Annotated in this window: 14 protein-coding genes; 2 read left to right on the plus strand and 12 right to left on the minus strand. The window is 64.7% G+C overall.

Features of this window, described 5'->3' with window-relative positions; translation table 11 throughout:
* The first annotated feature begins 99 nt into the window (after positions 1 to 99).
* On the plus strand, positions 100 to 912 hold the full coding sequence (locus FJ940_RS05200) for a class I SAM-dependent methyltransferase (protein WP_140655640.1): 813 nt from the start codon (positions 100 to 102) through the stop codon (positions 910 to 912).
* Positions 913 to 970: 58 nt separating this feature from the next.
* On the opposite strand, the gene FJ940_RS05205 is transcribed toward FJ940_RS05200, so the two are convergent.
* Together FJ940_RS05205 and oiaX are read right to left on the minus strand one after the other, a co-directional pair.
* Positions 971 to 2,293: a four-carbon acid sugar kinase family protein gene (locus FJ940_RS05205; protein ID WP_140655643.1), complete on the minus strand. Its 1,323-nt coding sequence runs from the start codon at positions 2,291 to 2,293 to the stop codon at positions 971 to 973.
* A gap of 8 nt (positions 2,294 to 2,301) precedes the next feature.
* Positions 2,302 to 3,552, minus strand: a complete 1,251-nt coding sequence (gene oiaX / locus FJ940_RS05210) for a 3-oxo-isoapionate-4-phosphate decarboxylase OiaX (protein ID WP_140564331.1) — start codon at positions 3,550 to 3,552, stop codon at positions 2,302 to 2,304.
* 281 nt (positions 3,553 to 3,833) lie between these two features.
* Between oiaX and FJ940_RS05215 the strand changes: the two genes are divergently transcribed.
* Positions 3,834 to 4,547: a transcriptional regulator NanR gene (locus FJ940_RS05215; protein WP_140514647.1), complete on the plus strand. Its 714-nt coding sequence runs from the start codon at positions 3,834 to 3,836 to the stop codon at positions 4,545 to 4,547.
* Between the two features lie 2 nt (positions 4,548 to 4,549).
* Here FJ940_RS05215 and FJ940_RS05220 read toward each other — a convergent pair whose 3' ends face one another.
* The 10 genes from FJ940_RS05220 to FJ940_RS05265 all read right to left on the minus strand — a co-directional run bounded on the left by FJ940_RS05220 (position 4,550) and on the right by FJ940_RS05265 (position 17,514).
* Complete coding sequence (locus tag FJ940_RS05220; protein WP_140649024.1) at positions 4,550 to 6,388, minus strand: hypothetical protein; 1,839 nt, start codon at positions 6,386 to 6,388, stop codon at positions 4,550 to 4,552.
* On the minus strand, positions 6,385 to 7,419 hold the full coding sequence (locus FJ940_RS05225; protein WP_140580673.1) for a Gfo/Idh/MocA family oxidoreductase: 1,035 nt from the start codon (positions 7,417 to 7,419) through the stop codon (positions 6,385 to 6,387). Before FJ940_RS05225 ends, FJ940_RS05220 begins: the two co-directional genes overlap by 4 nt.
* Before the next feature lie 2 nt (positions 7,420 to 7,421).
* The gene (locus FJ940_RS05230) at positions 7,422 to 8,486 is read right to left on the minus strand and encodes an ABC transporter permease (protein ID WP_140655646.1); all 1,065 of its coding nucleotides are present in this window, start codon (positions 8,484 to 8,486) and stop codon (positions 7,422 to 7,424) included.
* Positions 8,486 to 10,033, minus strand: coding sequence for a sugar ABC transporter ATP-binding protein (locus FJ940_RS05235; protein WP_140580676.1), 1,548 nt, complete (start codon positions 10,031 to 10,033; stop codon positions 8,486 to 8,488). Before FJ940_RS05235 ends, FJ940_RS05230 begins: the two co-directional genes overlap by 1 nt.
* Entirely contained in the window at positions 10,030 to 10,674 is a 645-nt protein-coding gene (locus FJ940_RS05240) for a DUF2291 family protein (RefSeq protein WP_140655649.1), read from the minus strand. The genes FJ940_RS05235 and FJ940_RS05240 overlap by 4 nt, the downstream gene beginning before the upstream one ends.
* Positions 10,675 to 10,750: 76 nt before the next feature.
* Positions 10,751 to 11,692: a D-ribose ABC transporter substrate-binding protein gene (locus FJ940_RS05245; RefSeq protein ID WP_140559315.1), complete on the minus strand. Its 942-nt coding sequence runs from the start codon at positions 11,690 to 11,692 to the stop codon at positions 10,751 to 10,753.
* A gap of 275 nt (positions 11,693 to 11,967) precedes the next feature.
* Positions 11,968 to 12,795 (minus strand): phosphogluconate dehydrogenase C-terminal domain-containing protein, encoded by an 828-nt coding sequence (locus FJ940_RS05250; protein WP_140655651.1) that lies wholly within the window; start codon positions 12,793 to 12,795, stop codon positions 11,968 to 11,970.
* A gap of 95 nt (positions 12,796 to 12,890) precedes the next feature.
* The gene (locus FJ940_RS05255) at positions 12,891 to 13,940 is read right to left on the minus strand and encodes an ABC transporter permease (protein ID WP_140655654.1); all 1,050 of its coding nucleotides are present in this window, start codon (positions 13,938 to 13,940) and stop codon (positions 12,891 to 12,893) included.
* A complete protein-coding gene (locus FJ940_RS05260; RefSeq protein WP_140655657.1) occupies positions 13,937 to 16,417 on the minus strand; it encodes an ATP-binding cassette domain-containing protein in 2,481 nt (826 codons plus the stop codon). Before FJ940_RS05260 ends, FJ940_RS05255 begins: the two co-directional genes overlap by 4 nt.
* 74 nt (positions 16,418 to 16,491) lie before the next feature.
* A complete protein-coding gene (locus tag FJ940_RS05265; RefSeq protein ID WP_140520883.1) occupies positions 16,492 to 17,514 on the minus strand; it encodes an ABC transporter substrate-binding protein in 1,023 nt (340 codons plus the stop codon).
* Positions 17,515 to 17,595: the final 81 nt, after the last annotated feature.

A 17,595-nucleotide genomic window follows, 5' to 3' on the forward strand; every position in this document is an offset into this window, starting at 1 on the left:
TGATTTGGAGCTGGACTCGCCGCCTCCGCCGAAAACGCCGCAAAACAAGCAATGATATGCTAATCTCCCGAGCCTCTAGGCAGAGGGCGGGTGGTGGCAATGCTGGAAACGGACAAGGTATTCGCTGGCTCCATACCGGAAAACTACGACCGCTATATGGTGCCGTTGATTTTCGAGCCCTTCGCTGCGGATATTGCAGGACGAGCAGCATCCCTGTCGCCCGCCGCCGTTTTGGAGACGGCCGCCGGCACCGGGGTCGTCACCCGTGCATTGGCGCCGAAACTGTCTCCCGGCGCAAGCTATACGGTAACCGACCTCAACCAGCCGATGCTCGACTACGCCGCTTCGCGACAACCTCCCGACGGTCGCATCACATGGCGTCAAGCGGACGCCTTGGCGCTGCCGTTTGAAGATGCGACCTTCGACCTCGTTTGCTGTCAGTTCGGTGCGATGTTCTTTCCCGACCGGCCATCGGCCTACCGCGAAGCCAGGCGTGTCCTGAGGCCGGGCGGACATTTCCTGTTCAGCGTATGGGATCGCATCGAGGAGAACGTCTTTGCCGATGATGTGACGAATGCTCTCGCAAGGATCTTCCCCGACGATCCGCCGCGCTTTCTGGCACGCACGCCGCATGGCTACCACGACAAGGCAGTGATCCGTCGCGAGCTGGAGGAGGCTGGCTTTTCTCCTGTGATGATCGAGACGAGAGCCGAACAAAGCCGTGCATCCTCGCCGCGCCTTCCCGCCGTCGCTTATTGCCAGGGAACTGTGCTTCGCACCGAAATCGAGGCCCGGGAGGCAGAGAAGCTGCAAGCCGCGACCGACTACGCCGCATCCGCGATTGCAGACAGACATGGCAGCGGCGCGGTGGCCGCCAAAATTCAGGCCCACGTCATCATGGCAACGGCTTAGAGCAATTCCAGGAAAAGTGTATACGGTTTTCCGTCCGGAATTGCGCAAAAACAAACGTCTAGCTTCCCAGCCGGATCGTCTCGAAATAGGCGTCGGTGCCGACCTGGCCGCCCTTGAGCGCGATTTCGAGTCCATCGATCGCACCGCCGCCATGGGCGACACAGAGCGGTGATCCCGGCGATTGCGGCAACGGCATGCGCACGGTCAGCGCGTCGATGGCCAATTGTCCGAGCGCGTGACTGGAGGTGTCGCCCCCAGCGATCACCGCGCGCTTGAGTTTCTTCTCGACGACCAGCCGGCGCAGAATGTCACCCAGCGCCCGGCCCAGCCTGTTGCGTGCCCCTTCGATATGGTCGATCTCCGCACTACGGTCGGCCTGTGGGCCAAGAGCTGTGTAGAGGATGACGCTGCGCCCCGCAGCCAGGCTTGCCAATCCGCTCGCGACGGCGCGCTCGATTGCCTCCTTGGCGCCCTCCGTGACCAGTTGCATGGCATCCATCTCGACGCCGTCGAAACCGTGGGCAAGGGCGTGGCGGATCTGCTTTTCGGTGGTCGGCGACACGCTGCCCGAGACCACCGCGAGGCGGTCTACCGGTCCCGGCGGCGCGAACGACGCCTGCCCGGAGGCAATGCCTTTGCCGGCCCATTCGGCAAGCAAGGCATATTCGACGCCCGAGGATCCGACGACGAAGCCATGGCCTTGGTCATGGATGCGCCAGATCTGTTCGCCGACGCGTCTCTGTGTCTGGCGGCTTTCGACATCAAACAGGATGACCGCCCTGTTTTGCACGGCCTGGTCGACCGTTTGCGCGAGATCGTCGGTCTGCAATGCAGCCAGGTCGACAAGGCCGGAACTGAGACTGGTCTGGCGCGAGAGATGCACGAGCAGGTCTGCTTCGTTCATCGGCGTCACCGGATGCCTGCTCATCACCGGATGCCTGTCGATGCGGAAATACTCGCCGCGGAACGCCGCGAAAAGATTGCCGAAGGCCGTGTAGCGCTTGAGCTGCGGCGCGCCGACGACCATCGGCACGCTACTCTGGCCGAAGATGCGCCGGCCGATCTCGATGGCGCGGCCGATATTGCCGACCGTCGGGCTGGAATCGAAGGTCGAACAGATCTTGTAATGGCAGATCGCCGCTTCGAGGCTCTTCAGCCATTCGAAGGCGGGCGCCAGATTCTGCTCCATCCATTGCGGCGTTTCGCTTCGGCTGGTGCCGGCCAGTCCGACGGCGCGGCAATGGAAAAATCGCGCCAGCAGGCGCTCATCGGGCCGACGCATGAACAGCACCGTCGGCACGCCGCCGAGCTCGAGCGCCTCCATGACATCCGTCGAGCCGGTGAGGTCGTCGCCATAATAGCTCAGGAGCAGGTTCTGCATGGCTTCGCTCAGGCCGCCTTGCCGTCGCTGAATTTCTCGATCGAGCGTGCCAGCTCGGCATGGTCGCGCGCGAATTCGTCGAGGGCAATGCCCTCGACCGCGGCCTGCCACGCTTGCAGCACCGCGCGCACCCCGGCGCCGGGCCCGTCCGGATGGCTGACGATGCCGCCGCCGCAGAGATAGAGGAGATCGACCGTGCGGCCGGTGCGCTCATAGGTCTCGGGCGCCTGGCCGCCCCATTGGCCGGAGCAGGCCACGGGCAGCGCGCAATCGTATGATGAAAACAGCGGCGTGGTCACCGCTTCGAAAGAGCGGATGAAAGAATCGTCCGGCTCCCAGTATTTCGAGCCGATACCGTTGATCTGGAACTGGTCGACGCCGAGCAGCCGCCAGAATTGCTGCCATACCTTGAAATCCATGCCGAGGCCGGGATGGCGGGTGAGAATGTCCCAGCCATTGCGGTGCGCATGCAGCGCCAGCCCGGAGCGCTTCCTGAGGAAAGCCATGCCGCCGAATCCGATGGAGTTGATGTTGACGAGCGCGCAATTGCCGCCGGCTTCCAGCACCAGATCGTGGTTGCGCATCATCTCGTCGGGATCGGCATGCGAGATTCCGAAGGCGTACATTACTTTCTTGCCGGTCTTTTGCTCGTGGTCACGGATCAGCGGCATGATCGCCTTCACCCGCTCAGCGAGCGGCGAATAGGCCGGGCTCATCAGCTTCTCGTCGTCCTTGATGAAATCGACGCCGGCTTCGATCAGTTCGCCCACCATCGCGGCTGTCTCGTGCGGCCTGAGGCCAAGCGCCGGCTTGACGATGGTGCCGATGATGGGACGGCCCTCGACCCCGGTCAGCCTGCGGCTGCCGGCAACGCCGAATTGCGGGCCGGGATGGGCGCCCCGGTATTGTTCCGGCAGCTTCATGTCGATGACCCGGATACCGGACAGGCCCCTGATCGAATAGGTGCCGCTGATGGCGATCGTCATCAACGCCGACAGGTCGGTGCCGATGGCGTCGAACGGGAAGCCGATATCGACATCGGCGCGCCGGAAGGGGCCATTCCCGGATCCGGGAAGCGACGGCTGCTCGGCATCGGGCAGGGGCCTGATCGCCAGCACACGAGCCGCCACACGCGCCTTTAATTCCTCGGTCTCGCCGGGCAGTGGGACGAAGGTGCCGGTCGACTGGTCGCTCGCGATCTTGGCCGCCAGCGCTTCGATGCTGCCAGAGGTTTCGATGCGATAGGTAAGCGTGATCATGGTCTGTCGGCCGCTCGAAAAGGGTTCGAAAAAAGTTTTGTCGCGCAGGAAATCTGGTATAATGAGTACCTAAGTATTGCAAGCAATATCCGACTTCGGCAAGAGGGCCGGCTTCGGCAATTCCGGGAAATGAGCGGCGTTTTTCGTTCGGAATGCCTGGAACAAACAGCTGGCGCGGCTTGGCGATTGCATGAAATCGCGGGACCGCTCCAGGCGCAGGCATTCCGGTAATCCTGCCTGGAATGCTAAACAGGAACCGGGCCAGGGAGTGATTCGTCACGATGAACCGTTCGGAGCCGATCGTCCGGCGCAAACTTTCCGACGAAGTCTTTGCAAGGCTGAAGCGGCTGATCACCAGCGGCGAGCTGCAGCCGGGCGACGACATGCCGTCCGAACGCGAGTTGATGGAGCGCTTCGAGGTCGGCCGGCCGGCGATCCGCGAGGCCATGCAGGCGCTGAGCAATATGGGACTGGTCGCCATCTCGCATGGCGAGCGCGCCAAGGTGCTGCAACTAACCGCCAAATCGATCATCAAGCAGGTCGACGGCGCGGCCAAGATCATCCTGTCTTCATCCAGGGACACGCTGGAGCACCTGAAGACGGCGCGCATCTTCTTCGAGCGCGGCATGGTCAGGGAAGCCGCGGAAAAGGCGACCGCCGAGGATGTGCAGCGGCTCAGGGCAACGGTGGCCGAGCAGCGCGCCGCGCGCGGTGATTCCGAAGCCTTCATCTCCGCCGACATGAAGTTCCACACCCAGATATCGGCGATATCGGGCAATCCGATCTATGTCGCCGTCAGCGAAGCCACGCTCGGCTGGCTGAAGGAATACCACACCGAGATGCTGATCTGGACCGGCAAGGAACAATACACGCTTACCGAGCATGAGGAGATCATCGACCGCATTGAGCACCGTGATGCCGACGGCGCCGAAAAGGCGATGATCAAGCATCTCGAACGCTCGCGTGCGCTCTATGTGATGAATTCCGATAAGTAGCTCTAGCCAACCCGGACAATGGCGTAGGGCGACATCGTAAGATGGCCCTGACCCAGTGCCGAAACATCAACCGGGACGTCGTTCGCCGTCAGGTTCGCCAGCCAGACGGCAATGTCGCCCGAGGCGGCGCGACCGGCCAGCGCCGCAACACGCGTCTCGTCGCTTGTTTTCGCGGCAACATGCGCGAGCCCAGCCAGTTCGCAAAGCCCTTGGACGGCCCGGAAAATCGGCCGCGGCGATCCCTCGGCGACAGGTTCGCCGGATGCGGCCAGCACGCCGAATGGTCCGGTGATGCTGGACAGTGTCAGCATCTCCAGCCCGGCCGGCGCGACGCGCGCGGCATAGCCAATGGTCCAGGCGGCGGCAAACTGCGCGGCATGGCGGGGATCACGGTTCGCCATGGCAATGCGTTGGCCGGCAAAATTGTCCTTGGTCGCACCGCCATAGGGGTTCTGTCGCATGGCAATGGTCGACGGGCCGATCCGGTAAGGCTTGTCGCCGAAGATCGCCCGGGTCGACCGGGTGATGAAGGGCAGCGCCTCCAGCGATTGCATGACGCTGAGATCGTCGGCGGCGTGAACGATCGGACAGGTGCAGTGCGTGACGAAATCGAGTTGGTCGGCGGGCACGCGCTTACGGTTGAGCTCGGTGAAATAGCTGAACATGCCGCCGCCGAGGCGGATCCCGGGAAAGGCGCGCCGCGCCGCGGCATAGATTTCTTCCAGCGGCGGGCATGCCGGCCAGGCGCTGCCCGGCGGCGTCGACTGGCGGTCGACCGAAGGCGAGACGGCAACCGCATCGAGCCGCAGGCCGACCCGGCGCACCATATCGGCGACATCGGAGAATTCGGCATCGAGGTCGCCCGTGCAGGCCACCACGCATTCGAGCGTGGTCGAGGCGGGATGCGCCGCGGCGAGCCGGGCATGGGCGCGCAGCGCGTCCAGGCCGTGGCCGCGCGTCGGATCGAAGTGGAACAGGAGTTGCTGCGGACCGAGCCTTGCGAGCATCGGCAGTTCGGCCAGCGTTGCCTCTACGTCCTCGGGATAGACGATCACGCCGACATCGGGCAGCCTCGGCCCGGTCTCGCCGAGTTCGATGCGGACCGGTTCGGCACTCGCGGTCGCGGCGGGCATCCCGGCGCCGCCGGTGAGGCGCAGGCTCACCGTCTGGCGCAGCGGTTCGCCGGCCGGCAGCACATAGGGCCACGGCAAGGCCAGCGGCCGCACATAGGTCTTGTAGGAGGCGTCCGACCAGTTGCGCTGGTCCTCCATTTCGAAAGTATCGCCTTCCATCCTGCATTCGGCGCTGACGCCGGGACGCACTGCATGGGTGATGGCACGCAGGTCCTTGAAGGGCTGCCATGGGTCGATCAGATCAGGCAGTTCCGTGTCCACCACCCTGCCATCGGTGTGCTCCACCGTCACCGGGCTGCCGGCGAGGCCGGCGATCGGATGCAGGATGCAGAAGCCGCAGCGGTTGGTCTCGAAATCGCTCTCCGGCAGCGTTGTCACATCGAAGACCAGCCTGCCGTCGGCGGAGCCTTCGATCGTCGCGTGGAAGCGCAGGCTGCTGCCGCCCGGGCCGGTGCAATTCGCCTCATAGCTTACCGAGAAACGGTCGACCTTCTGGTCGATGGTCAGGTCCGTCAGCTCCGGCTCATAAGTGCCCCAGTCGCGGTCGCGTACGATATAGGCGATGGCGCGCAGCACTTCGGTGCCGGCATGCCGGATTGTGCGCAGATTGCCATTGACCAGCTCGGCACTCAGCGCGCCCGCCTGCAGCAGGATCGGTGCCGCTTCGGCCGCCCGTGTGCCGTAAAGATCGAACACGTCGGCCGTCATTGCAGCAAGGCTTCGATCTGCACCGGTTCGCGGCTCGCAGCACCCGCATAGGCGGCCTCGACCAGGGCGAATGTCTTCAGATTGTCGGCGCCCGAGGTCGCCGGCTCCTTGCCGCCGACAAGGCAGTCGACCCAGTGCCGCTGGATGGCCAGCACGCTTTCCTGGATGTTGTGCCATGGCCGCGAGGCCCAGGGCAGGAGCGGCGGCGAGACATCGCTCACTCTGGTTCCGCTCTTGCCGGTGACGGTCAGCCGGTAGCCCTGCGCCAGCCGGATCGTGCCGTCGACGCCGTCGAGCTCGATAAGTGTTTCCGGGAACGGCTCGGTGGCAAGCTTGGTCGCATAGCTGCAATCGACAACCGACGTGGCGCCGCCGGCATGATCCATGAGCATCGTCGCCACATCCTCGCCGGCGATCGCGGGGTTGATGCGTGTGGTCCGCGCGGTCAGGCTCGTGACGTCGCCGAGCAGGAAGCGGGCGATGTCGAGGATGTGGATGCCGAGGTCCTCGATGATGAAGCGTTTTCCGGTCGCCAGATAGGGCTGGCCGGAAAACACGTCATAGCCGGAGCGGAAGGAGATGCGGCCGAAGAACGGCGTGCCGATCTCGCCCTTGTCGAGCAGGGCGCGCACCGCCTGGATCGGCGACTGCCAGCGGAAGTTCTCATGCACCATAAGCGGCACGCCGGCCTTGGCACAGGCCGCGACCATCGCCTTGGCATCGCCAAGCGTCGGCGCGAACGGCTTCTGGCAGATGACGGGAACACCATGCGCGGCCGCCATCTCGACCAGCGGTCGATGGCTGCCGACAGTGGTGGCGATGTCGACGAAGTCGAGCGTCTCGGCGGTGAAAAGTTCCGCCGCATCGGTGTAGCGCCGCGCCACGCCGAACTGGTCGCCGACGATCCGCAACCGCTCCGGATCGCGGTCGCAGATGGCGACGATCGAGGCGCCCTCTATGTCGCGCCAGGCATGCATCTGGTTGACCGCGAAGAAGCCGCAACCGATCAGCGCTCCACGCAACTCCGCCATGCTCAGCCCGCCTTTGCCATCTGCATCAGGGTAACGCGCTGCTGCAGCCGGCGCTGCGCCTGGTCGACGACGACGGCGACGATGATGACGAGGCCCTTGATCACCATCTGCCAGAACGAGCTCACGCCCATCATCACCAGTCCGTCCGAAAGGATGCCGATGACGAAGGCGCCGACGATGGTGCCGCCGATCGTGCCGCGGCCGCCCGACATCGAAGTGCCGCCAAGCACCGCCGCGGCGATGGCGTTGAGCTCAAAGCTCTCGCCCGTCGCCGGATGCGAGGCCATCAGCTCCGACGAGATGATCAGCCCGACGATTGCCGCGCAGAAGCCGGAGAACATGTAGACGAACATCTTGACCATGTTGACGCGCACGCCCGAGATGCGCGCGGCGCGCTCATTGCCGCCGACGGCGAAGATGTGGCGGCCAAGCGGCGTGTAGCGGGCGAGATAGGCCGCCCCCAGCGCCACCACGATCAGGATCCAGATCGAGACCGGCAGGCCGAGCAGCCGGCCGGCACCCAGGAAGCCGAAGCCGGTGGTGCCGAGTTCCGGCTTGCCGACGAGATTGGGGAAAGTGCGGCCGTCGGAGGAAAGCAGCGCGAAGCCGCGCGCCACATAGAGCACGCCGAGCGTGGCGATGAAGGGCGCGACGTTGAGCCTGGTGATCAGCAGCCCGTTGACGGCGCCGATCAGCATGCCGACCGCGAGCGTGATCAAGGCGATCTCGACGACATTGAAATAGATGGTGTAGCCGATCTGCAGGTCGATGCCGTTGAGCACGACGTAGCCGGCCACCATGCCGCACAGGCCGACGATCGAGCCAACCGAAAGGTCGATGCCGCCGGTGATGATGACGAAGGTCATGCCCATGGCGAGAAAGGCATTGAGCGCCACGTGCTTGGCCATCAGGATCAGATTGGCGGCCGACAGGAAGTTCGGCGCGGCGATCGAGAAGAACACCAGCACAGCGATCAGCGCAATGAAGGTTCTGAGCTTCATCAGCGTCAGCAGCGCCGAGCCGCTGGAGGCGGAGGAAGCGGCCGCCCTGGCCGGAATGTCAGTCATCAGCGTTGCTCCCCATGTGCGGCCGGTCCGTGGCCCAGCGCGGACGCGGCGACGATCGCCGCCTCCGTCGCTTCGGCGCGGTCGAACATGCCGGTCAATCTGCCATTGCTCATCACCGCGATGCGGTCGGACAGCGCCATCACCTCATCGAGGTCCGAGGTGGCGAACAGGATGCCCAGCCCGTCGCGCGAAAGCTTGCGCATGGTGCGGAAGACATCGGCCTTGGCGCCGACATCGATGCCGCGGCTGGGCTCGTCCATCAGAAGCACTTTCGGTCCGGTGAGCAGCGCCTTGCCGATCACCACCTTCTGCTGGTTGCCGCCCGACAGCGACGAGACCTCCTGCGCCGGGTCGGCGACCTTGATTGCGAGTTCCCGCACCATCTGCATCACGGCCTGCCGCTCGGCGCCGCCTCGGATGTGAAACAGGCGCACGAAGCGCGACAGGCTCGCCATCGTCAGGTTGCTGGCGACCGACAGGATCGACACCAGGCCCTCGCGCTGGCGGTCCTCGGGGATCAAGGCCAGCCCTCGCTGGATGCGGCGCGTCGTGTCGCGATCCTTCACCTGCTTTCCGGCGATGAAGATCCTGCCGCTGGCATGGCCGTGACGGCCCATGATGCAGTCGAACAGCTCGCTGCGCCCCGCGCCCATCAGCCCGTATATGCCGAGAATCTCGCCGGCGCGCAGCGACAGCGAGACGTGGTCGACCGCCAGCCCGCCGGTGACGCGTGGCAGGCAGATCTCCTCGGCGCGGAAGATTTCCGCGCCCGGCACATGGCCGTCGGCCTTGGCGAAGTCCTTGGCGTCCGAGCCGATCATCTGCCGCACGATCCACTGCGTATCGACGTTTTTCATCTGCTCCTGGCCGGTGATGCGGCCGTCGCGCAGCACGGTGATGTAGTCGCCGATGCGGATCAGTTCCTCCAGCCGGTGGGAGATGTAGACGATGGCGACGCCGCGCGCCTTGAGGTCGGCGATCACCTTGAACAGGATCTCGACTTCGGCGGCGCTCAGCGCCGAGGTCGGCTCGTCCATGATGAGGATCTTGGCGTCGAGCGAAACCGCCTTGGCGATCTCGACCAGTTGCTGCTGGCCGATGCGCAGATCCTCGACCAGCATGTCGGGCCGGATGCCGGCTTCCAGCCGCTCCAGGAATTCACCGGCCCGGCGCTCCTGTTCCTTGCGGTCGATCTTGCGGAAGCGGTTGGTGATCTCGCGCGTGGCGAAGATGTTCTCGGCGACCGACAGGTTGCCGAACAGGTTCAGCTCCTGGAACACCATGCCGATGCCGCGGTCGACCGCATCTCCCGACGACGAGAAAGAGACCTCTTCGCCTTCGAGCAGGATGCGCCCTACGGTCGGCTGCTCGACGCCGGCGATGATCTTCATCAGCGTCGACTTGCCGGCGCCGTTTTCGCCGACCAGCACGTTGACCGCGCCCTTGCGCACTTCGAAATTCGCCTGCTTGACCGCGACCGTGCCGGCATAGACTTTCGAGACATCCTCCAGCTTGAGGATGACGTCATGGCCATTGGCCTGGCTCATGGCTTCGGCCCGATCTCGGCCTCAGCCGGCGTCACCAGCGGCAGGTCCTGGCCGCCTTCGATCGTATAGGCGCCGAGCACCTTGGCGGTGCGGCCTTCCAGCGCCTCGCGCGGCAGCTTGGAGAGCATCGTCTTGGCCGCATGGGCGTTGAAAGCCTTGCCGAACTGGGCGAAGTCGATCTGGTTGGTGAAGTCGTTGAACTGGACGAAGTCGAGGCTGTCGCGCAGTGCCGTGCCGCGCATCGCCGGCCCGATCTGAACGCGCGCGTCCGCCTTGCCGTCACCGTCGGCGTCGACATCGATGGTGGCCGCGCGCGACTGCGTGTTTGCCGCGACGATCTTGCCCTCGACGCGCACGGCGAACGTCCATGGCGAATTCGCCTGCTTCTTCGGATTGCCGTATTTGGCGCCGGCCGCGGCCGGATCGGTCTTCGCCAGCGCATGGACCTCGGCGAACGGTCCAGCCTTCTGCTGCAGATAGGGAATGACTTTCGCCGCCCAGATGTCCTCGACCATCTTGTCAGGGTTGAAGGCGGAGGCATTGCCGTCGCCTTGCGCCGATGGCGTCGGAAGGATCTTGCAGGCGCTGAGCGCGATGCCGGCGGTCAGGGCAAGGATCGGCCAACTCGGCTTTTTCTGCATGGCGGTCGAGGCATCCTGGTGAAAAGGAGCGAGGGACGAACCTCGGTTCGCCCCCCGCTGTTCGCGTTGCGCCGGCTCAGTTCTTGAGCGCGAAGGTTTCCAGCTTGGCGGCATTGTCGCCATTGATGAGCACGCAGTCCATCAGCTGCTTTTCCTTCTCGGGCGACTTCTTGTTCTTGATGAAGTCGTTGGCCTGTTCGACCGCCATCTGCGCCTGGGCATAGGCCGGCTGCAGCACCGTCGCCTTGATGCCGCCCGAGGTGATGGAATCGCGCACGTCGTTCGATCCGTCGAAGCCAACGACGATGACGTCCTTGCGGCCGGCCGCGGCAAGCGCCGCATAGGCGCCCATCGCCATCGTGTCGTTGCCGGAGATGACGCCCTTGATGTCAGGATTGGCCTGCAGGATCGATTCCATCTTGGAATAGGCCTCGGTCTGGCTCCAATTGGCCGATTGCTGCGCGACCATCTTCAGGTCCGGATAGTCGTCGATGACGTCGTGATAGCCCTTGGAGCGGATGCCGGCATTGGTGTCGGATTCCTTGCCGACCAGCTCCACGAAATTACCCTTCTCGCCCATCAGCTTGACGAATTCCTGCGCGCCGAGCTGGGCGCCCTGGTAGTTGTTGGAGACGATCTGAGCCACCGCGACGCCGGTGGCGTTGATCTCGCGGTCGATAAGGAAGGAGGGGACGCCGGCCTCCTTGGCCTTCTGCACGGCGGCGACGGTGGCGTCGGCACCGGCATTATCGAGGATGATCGCCTTCGCGCCGCGGCCGATCGCGGTGTCGATCAGTTCGGACTGCTTGTTGGCGTCGTCGTCATGCACCAGCACCAGCGCCTCGTAGCCCAATTCCTTGGCCTTGGCTTCGGCGCCGACGGCTTCCGCCTTGAAGAAGGGATTGTCGTGCGATGGGGTGATGATGGCGATGAGATCCGCCGCGTAGGCGGGCATCGCCGTGCCGAGTGCCAGCACGCCTGCGAAGGCGGCAAGCGTCATTCTACGTGTCAGTTTCATGAAGTCCTCCCGTTGAAACCCCTGCCTCGATCGTTTCGAGGCCTCTATCTACGATTGAATTCGTCAGGCAGGGCCGGCAGCGCGCCGCCCGGATTTCAGAGCCGATCGCCGGCTGTCATCCGAACTGCTCCTCGCTCCGCTCCCGCCGTCCTCACTCGCATCAACTTCAAACTTCCAACGAAGCATGACCGATCCGAGTCCGGGAACAGCTAAAGCTAACTGGTATAATGAGTCAACCACTAATTCAGGTGATCTGTATCTAAGCGGCGGCCCGCTCAGGTAATCCGCTGGATGCTGGCTGCGATCTCTTCCGGTTCGAAGACCCGCTTCCAGTCGTCGCGCATCAGCACCGGCTTGCCGAATTCGATGGCCTTGTTGCAGGCGTCGGAGAACACACCTTTGGTTTCGCCGAAGATTACGGCGCCGAGCACATTCATGTGGCCGAGCAGGAAATCGAGGGCCGCCTGCTGGTCGACGCCGCGCGCCACGACCTCGTCGACAGCTTCCTTCATGACCACCAGCAGCGAGGCGCACACGGTCTCCGAAAGGCCGGGCTCGAGCAGCGCCATCTGTTCGACGGAGACGCGGTGCGAGCGCATCACCGGCGCCCAGATGATCTTGGCAATGGCCTCGCCCTTGGCGTAGTCCGCTTCCGGTCCCTGCATCAGTGCGCTGACCATGTGCTGCTTGGCCTTGACGCCGCCGAAATAATCTTTCTTGGCCGCCATGTCGGTTTCGTCGTTGAAGATCGGCGGATGGCAGGGGTGGGTGACGAAGTAGGTCAGGTCGGGACGATCAGGCAAATGGCCGGCAAACGGCGCCGCGGCATCGAGAACGATCACCATCGTGCCCGGCGCAAGCTTGCTTTCGATGCTTGCCGCGACCTTGCCGATATGGGTGTCCGGAACTGCCAGGATCACCACCTCGGCGCCGTCCAGCGCCTCGTCGGCACCGACCGTATCGAAGCCAAGCCCGGTCTTCAGCCGCTCGCGCCCGGCCTCGCTGACCTCGACATGGCGGATCGTATAGGGCGAGCCGCGGAAATTGGTCGAAAGGCGGTAGCCCATTTTGCCGCCGGCACCGAACAGCGCGATCGTCGTCATCTAGCTTTGCTCCTAAATATTGAACGATGGTCTCGCCAATCGTCACCTTATATACTGGTATGATCACTCTACCATCTTGGCAAGAGAAATCATTGTCACTGCGGCCTAATTGCCGCAGCGCCCGCCTTAGGTTTCGCCGTGCCGTCGCCGGCTGCGCTCTCGATGGCGGCAGGGTCGATGGCGGCGCGCCGCGACAGCACCTGCCGGCCGGCCAGCGCCAGCACGAAAATGACGACGATGCCCTGGACGATGTCCTGAGCGCCGGGCGGCAGGCCGATGATCTGCATGGTGGTGACGATGAGGATCAAAAGGATGCTGGCGAACAATGTGCCGAGCGCCGTCGCGGAGCCGCCGAAGATCAGCGTCCCGCCCAGCACCACCGCGGCGATGGATTGCAGGAGATAGGGCTGGCCCATTTCAAGAAAGGCGCCGCCGATATAGGCACCCAGCAGCAGCCCGTTGAGCGAGGCCAGCACCGAGGAGATGATGAAGGCCGAGGCGATGACCCGGTTGTTGCGGATCGCTGCTAGCCGCGCCGCCGCGCGGTTCTGGCCGACTGCCGAGAGCAGTTGCCCGTAAACGGTATAGCGTAGCACGAACGACGTTGCGGCGACGCCCAGGATGGCGATGACTGCCATGATCGGCACGCCCGCGACACGGCCCGTCGCCAGCGTCTTCAACAGCGGACTGACGGCGAAGCCCGATATCGCGCGGTTCGACAGCAGCGTTGCGGTTGCCAGCACATAGCCCGTCGCCAGCGTGGCGATGATGGCCGGTATGTTCAGCCCGACGACGAGCAGCGCGTTGAGAGCGCCGACCGCAAGGCCGAGCAGGATCGCGGCGCCGACGCCGACGGCGAGGTTGGCGTCCTGGCCCTTGATGGTCAGCAGCGCCACGAAGGCGCTGAGCGTGATCACCGAGGCCACGGAAAGGTCGATATTGCCGCGCCCGGTGGTGACGACGAACATCTGGCCGATGCCGACGACCGTTAGGAACGAGGCCGACAGAACGATGCCCGACAGGCTGGAGAGGCTGAAGCGGTTGGTGACGATGGACAGCACCAGCCAGAGCAGCAGCACCCCGATCGCCGACCAGATCCAGCGGTTTTTCTGCGCCCAAGGGCTGAAGGCGGCAAGCGCGTTCATTGTTCGCTCCTGCGGTCCGCGGTCAGGCTGCGCAAGGTCAGCAGGGCGATGAGGATCAATCCCTGCGTCGCCGCATTGAAGTCGCTGCTCACGCTCAGCGTGCCGAGCAGGGCGCCGATCAACGCCAGCGTGACCGCGCCGGCGACGGCGCCGACCGGCGAGATGACGCCGCCCAACAGCGAACAGCCGCCCATCACCACGGCGGCGACGCTGAGCAGGGTGAACGAATTGCCGGAATTGATGTCGCTCGCCGTGTTGATCGCCGTCAGCGACAGGCCGGCGGCGGCGGCGAACAGCCCGGCGACGAGATAGCGCACCAGCGCGTAGCGCGTCGGCGACCAGCCGGAACGGATCATCGCGGTCGGATTGTTGCCGAAACCGCGCAGCACCACGCCGAGGGGCAGCCGGTCGATCACGAACACCACGATTGCCACCGCGGCGATGAGGATGATCGAGGTTGGCACAAAGCCGAGTGACCAGTTGAACATTGCCGACAGCCATTCGGGGCTGGTGCCGCCGGGCGTCGGCTGCAGCGCATAGCCTATCCCGACCCAGATGAAGGAGGCGCCCAGCGTGACGACGATGGCCGGGATCTTGCGCGCCTGGATCAGGCCGCCGAGCCCGGCATAGGCGGCGATCGCCGCCGCCAGCGCCAGGGCGCCGAGCCACGGCTGGTCGTAGAGCAGCGTGGCGCTGAGCACGCTGACGAGCCCCGCGAACGCGCCGACGCCGAGGTCGATCTCGCTGCCGCCGACGATGAACATCTGCGCCGCGGTCACCAGCACCAGCGACAGCGCCGGCATCAGCAAGAGGTCGAGCCCGAAAATGGAGGCGACCGCCGGATTGGCCGACATCATCACGGCCAGTACGGCGGCGAGGCCGATGAAGGGGGCAGCGTTCACCAGCCTGCGGGCAAGCCCGGCGCCGACAGCGCCGCTGCGTCTCGCACTGGCAGCTTTGTCCGTCTGCTGGGCAAAGGACGCTCCAACGACGGCTGATTCCGTGATCGCCTCGCCGGCCAGTTCCTTGACGATGCGGCCGCCTGAAAACACCAGCACGCGGTCGCAGGCCAGGAGTTCGGCATCTTCGGTCGTGTGCCAGATGAGCGTGCGCCCGCCTCGCGCAATGTCGTCGCAGAGGCGGTAGAAGTCCTGCTTGGTGGCGATGTCGACGCCGCGCGTCGGGTCGTCGAGCAGGACGATCGGCGTGTCGGCGACGAGCGCCCGGGCAACCAGCGCCTTCTGCTGGTTGCCGCCGCTGAGCTCCAATATGTTGGATCCGAAGCGGGTCTCGTCGAGCCGCAGCCGGCCGGCGGCGTCGGCCGCTGCCGCGCGGTTGGCGCGGTCCGAGACCAGGCCCAGCGCCGGGCGGCGCGCCAGAGCGCCGATGCTGATGTTTCCCAGCACGCTCCACAAGGGGAACACGCCTTCCTTCTGGCGGTCGCCCGCGATGAAACCGGCTTCACCGTTCCTGGCGACGGCCGCATCCGTTCCGGAATCGGGCTTGAAGATTGCGTGCAGCAACTCTTTCTGGCCGCTGCCCTCGAGGCCTGCCAGTCCGATGATTTCACCGCGGCCGATCTCGATGTCGTGGCCGAGTTCGGCCGTCAGGAACCCGGACAGTCGCACCAGCGCTTCGCGGCTGCCGGTGGTGGCGGTACCGTGCTGGTGGATCGAGTTGGCGTCGCCTCCCATGAGCTGCACCAGCTTGCCGATCGACGTATCGGCCACATCGCCGCGCCAGGCGGTGCGCCCATTGCGCAGCACGACCACCTGAGTGGCGATGTCGATGATTTCCTGAAGCTTGTGGCTGATGAAGATGAAGGCGAGGCCGGATTTGGCCCGCTCGCGGATGAAGGCCCGCAACTGTCTCGAGCGATCGAGATCGAGCGATGAGGTCGGTTCGTCAAGAACGATCAGCTTGACACCGGGTGTCGCGGCGGCGCGCGCAATCTCGACCATTTGCCGTTCGGCGATGGAGAGGTGGCCGACTTCGGCATTCACATCGATGCCGTTTGCGGGGAAGACGGCGTCCAGCGCCGAGCGGGCGCGCGCCCTGTAGAGTGCCCGCCAGCCCGGCCGGTTGGCGGCATCCGCCGGAATTTCCAGGAAGAAGTTTTCGGCCACCGAGAGGTTGGCGCACAGCGACAATTCCTGGTGCACCATGCGGATGCCGCGGCGCTGTGCCTCCGCCGTGTCGTAGCCGGCGAAGCCGATATTCTGGCCGGCAAACGAAATCGAGCCCAGGGTCGGCCACATCGCCCCGCACAGGATGCGCATCAGCGTCGATTTGCCGGCGCCGTTGCCGCCGACCAGCCCGATGATCTCGCCGGTGGAGACGGCGAGGTCGATCTCTGCATTCGCCAGCGTCGGTCCGAAGCTCTTGGTGATCCCGGAAAGCGAAACAACGCTCTGCCGGGTCGGATCGGCGAGCACCGCGGCGGCTGCGCCTTCCGGGGCTACGGCGAGATGGGACATTCGTCCTCCGTTTCTTCACGGGCAGGGACCGGGCGCGGCCGTTCCGCGGCGCCCGGTCCCTGGCATTGCCAATCTTACTTGCTCAGCAGGTTCTGCTTGACCCAGTCGAGCGAATAGCTGGGGCTGATGATCTGGCCGCCAGGCAGCTTTGCATATTCCTTGAGGTTGCCGGCATCGACGGTGGCCACCGGCATGATCATCATCTTGGGTGCCTTGGCGCCCTTGAGCAGCGACAGGCCGAGCCAGAACGCGGCGCCGCCAATACCGGGCGTGGTGTTCATCGAGACCGTCTGGTAGCCGTTCTTGGCGTTCTCCTCGGCCCACCATTTGACGAAGTCGGTGCCGCCGCCGCCTTCGATGATCGGCATCTTGCCGGCATAGTCGCCGCCATACTGGACGAACGCCTGGGCGATGCCGACATCGTCGCTGCCGCCTTGTGCGAGCACGGCGTCGACATGCGGCAGGGAGGGCAGCACGTTGGCGATGGCCGCCTGTGCGACCGACGCGGTCGCCTGGCCATAGACCGTGGCGACAACCTTGATATCGGGATATTTGGCCAGCACCGACTGTTGCGCGTTGAACATGTCGTTGTCGGGCGCCGAACCCTTGACGCCGCGCACCTGGATGACGTTGCCCTTGCCGCCGATCATCTTGAAGACGGCCTCGGCCTGGGCTGCCTTGTAGCCCTTGAAGTCGAAGTTGAGCTGGTAGTTGCAGGGCGCCGAGGCGACCGAATCGAACGAAACGACGATGATGCCGGCCTTGCAGGCTTTTTCGATGATCCCGTTGACCGCGGTTTCCGATGCGGCATCGACGGCGAGCACGTCGACCTTCTTGAGGATCAGCTCGGCGATCTGGCTGTTCTGCTGCGCCACCGAGCCGTCGCCGTTCATGACGATGTAGTCGGCAATCTGGCCGGCCGCCTTGGCTTCCTTGGCCGAGGCTTCGAAAGCCTCCACCATCTGGTGCCGCCAGGTGTTGCCGTAATAGGCGTTGGCGAGCGCGATCACCGGCGCATCCGGTGACGCCATTGCCGGCACAGCCGAGACGCTGACCAGCGCGGCGCCGGCAAGCGCCGCCACGGTTGAAAACTTCATGATATTTTCCTCCCAAAAAACACCGGCCGATACGTCGGCCTTCTGCCATTCCGTTACGACGTCCTCCGAAAGACGCCATAC

The organism is Mesorhizobium sp. B2-3-7, from assembly GCF_006442695.1.
Lineage (GTDB): Bacteria > Pseudomonadota > Alphaproteobacteria > Rhizobiales > Rhizobiaceae > Mesorhizobium.

Bases quoted from the DNA above. Each gene is read 5' to 3' on its own strand.
- FJ940_RS05200 (WP_140655640.1), top strand. From the start codon at position 100: ATGCTGGAAACGGACAAGGTATTCGCTGGCTCCATACCGGAAAACTAC.
- FJ940_RS05205 (WP_140655643.1), bottom strand. From the start codon at position 2,293: ATGCAGAACCTGCTCCTGAGCTATTATGGCGACGACCTCACCGGCTCG.
- oiaX (WP_140564331.1), bottom strand. From the start codon at position 3,552: ATGATCACGCTTACCTATCGCATCGAAACCTCTGGCAGCATCGAAGCG.
- FJ940_RS05215 (WP_140514647.1), top strand. From the start codon at position 3,834: ATGAACCGTTCGGAGCCGATCGTCCGGCGCAAACTTTCCGACGAAGTC.
- FJ940_RS05220 (WP_140649024.1), bottom strand. From the start codon at position 6,388: ATGACGGCCGACGTGTTCGATCTTTACGGCACACGGGCGGCCGAAGCG.
- FJ940_RS05225 (WP_140580673.1), bottom strand. From the start codon at position 7,419: ATGGCGGAGTTGCGTGGAGCGCTGATCGGTTGCGGCTTCTTCGCGGTC.
- FJ940_RS05230 (WP_140655646.1), bottom strand. From the start codon at position 8,486: ATGACTGACATTCCGGCCAGGGCGGCCGCTTCCTCCGCCTCCAGCGGC.
- FJ940_RS05235 (WP_140580676.1), bottom strand. From the start codon at position 10,033: ATGAGCCAGGCCAATGGCCATGACGTCATCCTCAAGCTGGAGGATGTC.
- FJ940_RS05240 (WP_140655649.1), bottom strand. From the start codon at position 10,674: ATGCAGAAAAAGCCGAGTTGGCCGATCCTTGCCCTGACCGCCGGCATC.
- FJ940_RS05245 (WP_140559315.1), bottom strand. From the start codon at position 11,692: ATGAAACTGACACGTAGAATGACGCTTGCCGCCTTCGCAGGCGTGCTG.
- FJ940_RS05250 (WP_140655651.1), bottom strand. From the start codon at position 12,795: ATGACGACGATCGCGCTGTTCGGTGCCGGCGGCAAAATGGGCTACCGC.
- FJ940_RS05255 (WP_140655654.1), bottom strand. From the start codon at position 13,940: ATGAACGCGCTTGCCGCCTTCAGCCCTTGGGCGCAGAAAAACCGCTGG.
- FJ940_RS05260 (WP_140655657.1), bottom strand. From the start codon at position 16,417: ATGTCCCATCTCGCCGTAGCCCCGGAAGGCGCAGCCGCCGCGGTGCTC.
- FJ940_RS05265 (WP_140520883.1), bottom strand. From the start codon at position 17,514: ATGAAGTTTTCAACCGTGGCGGCGCTTGCCGGCGCCGCGCTGGTCAGC.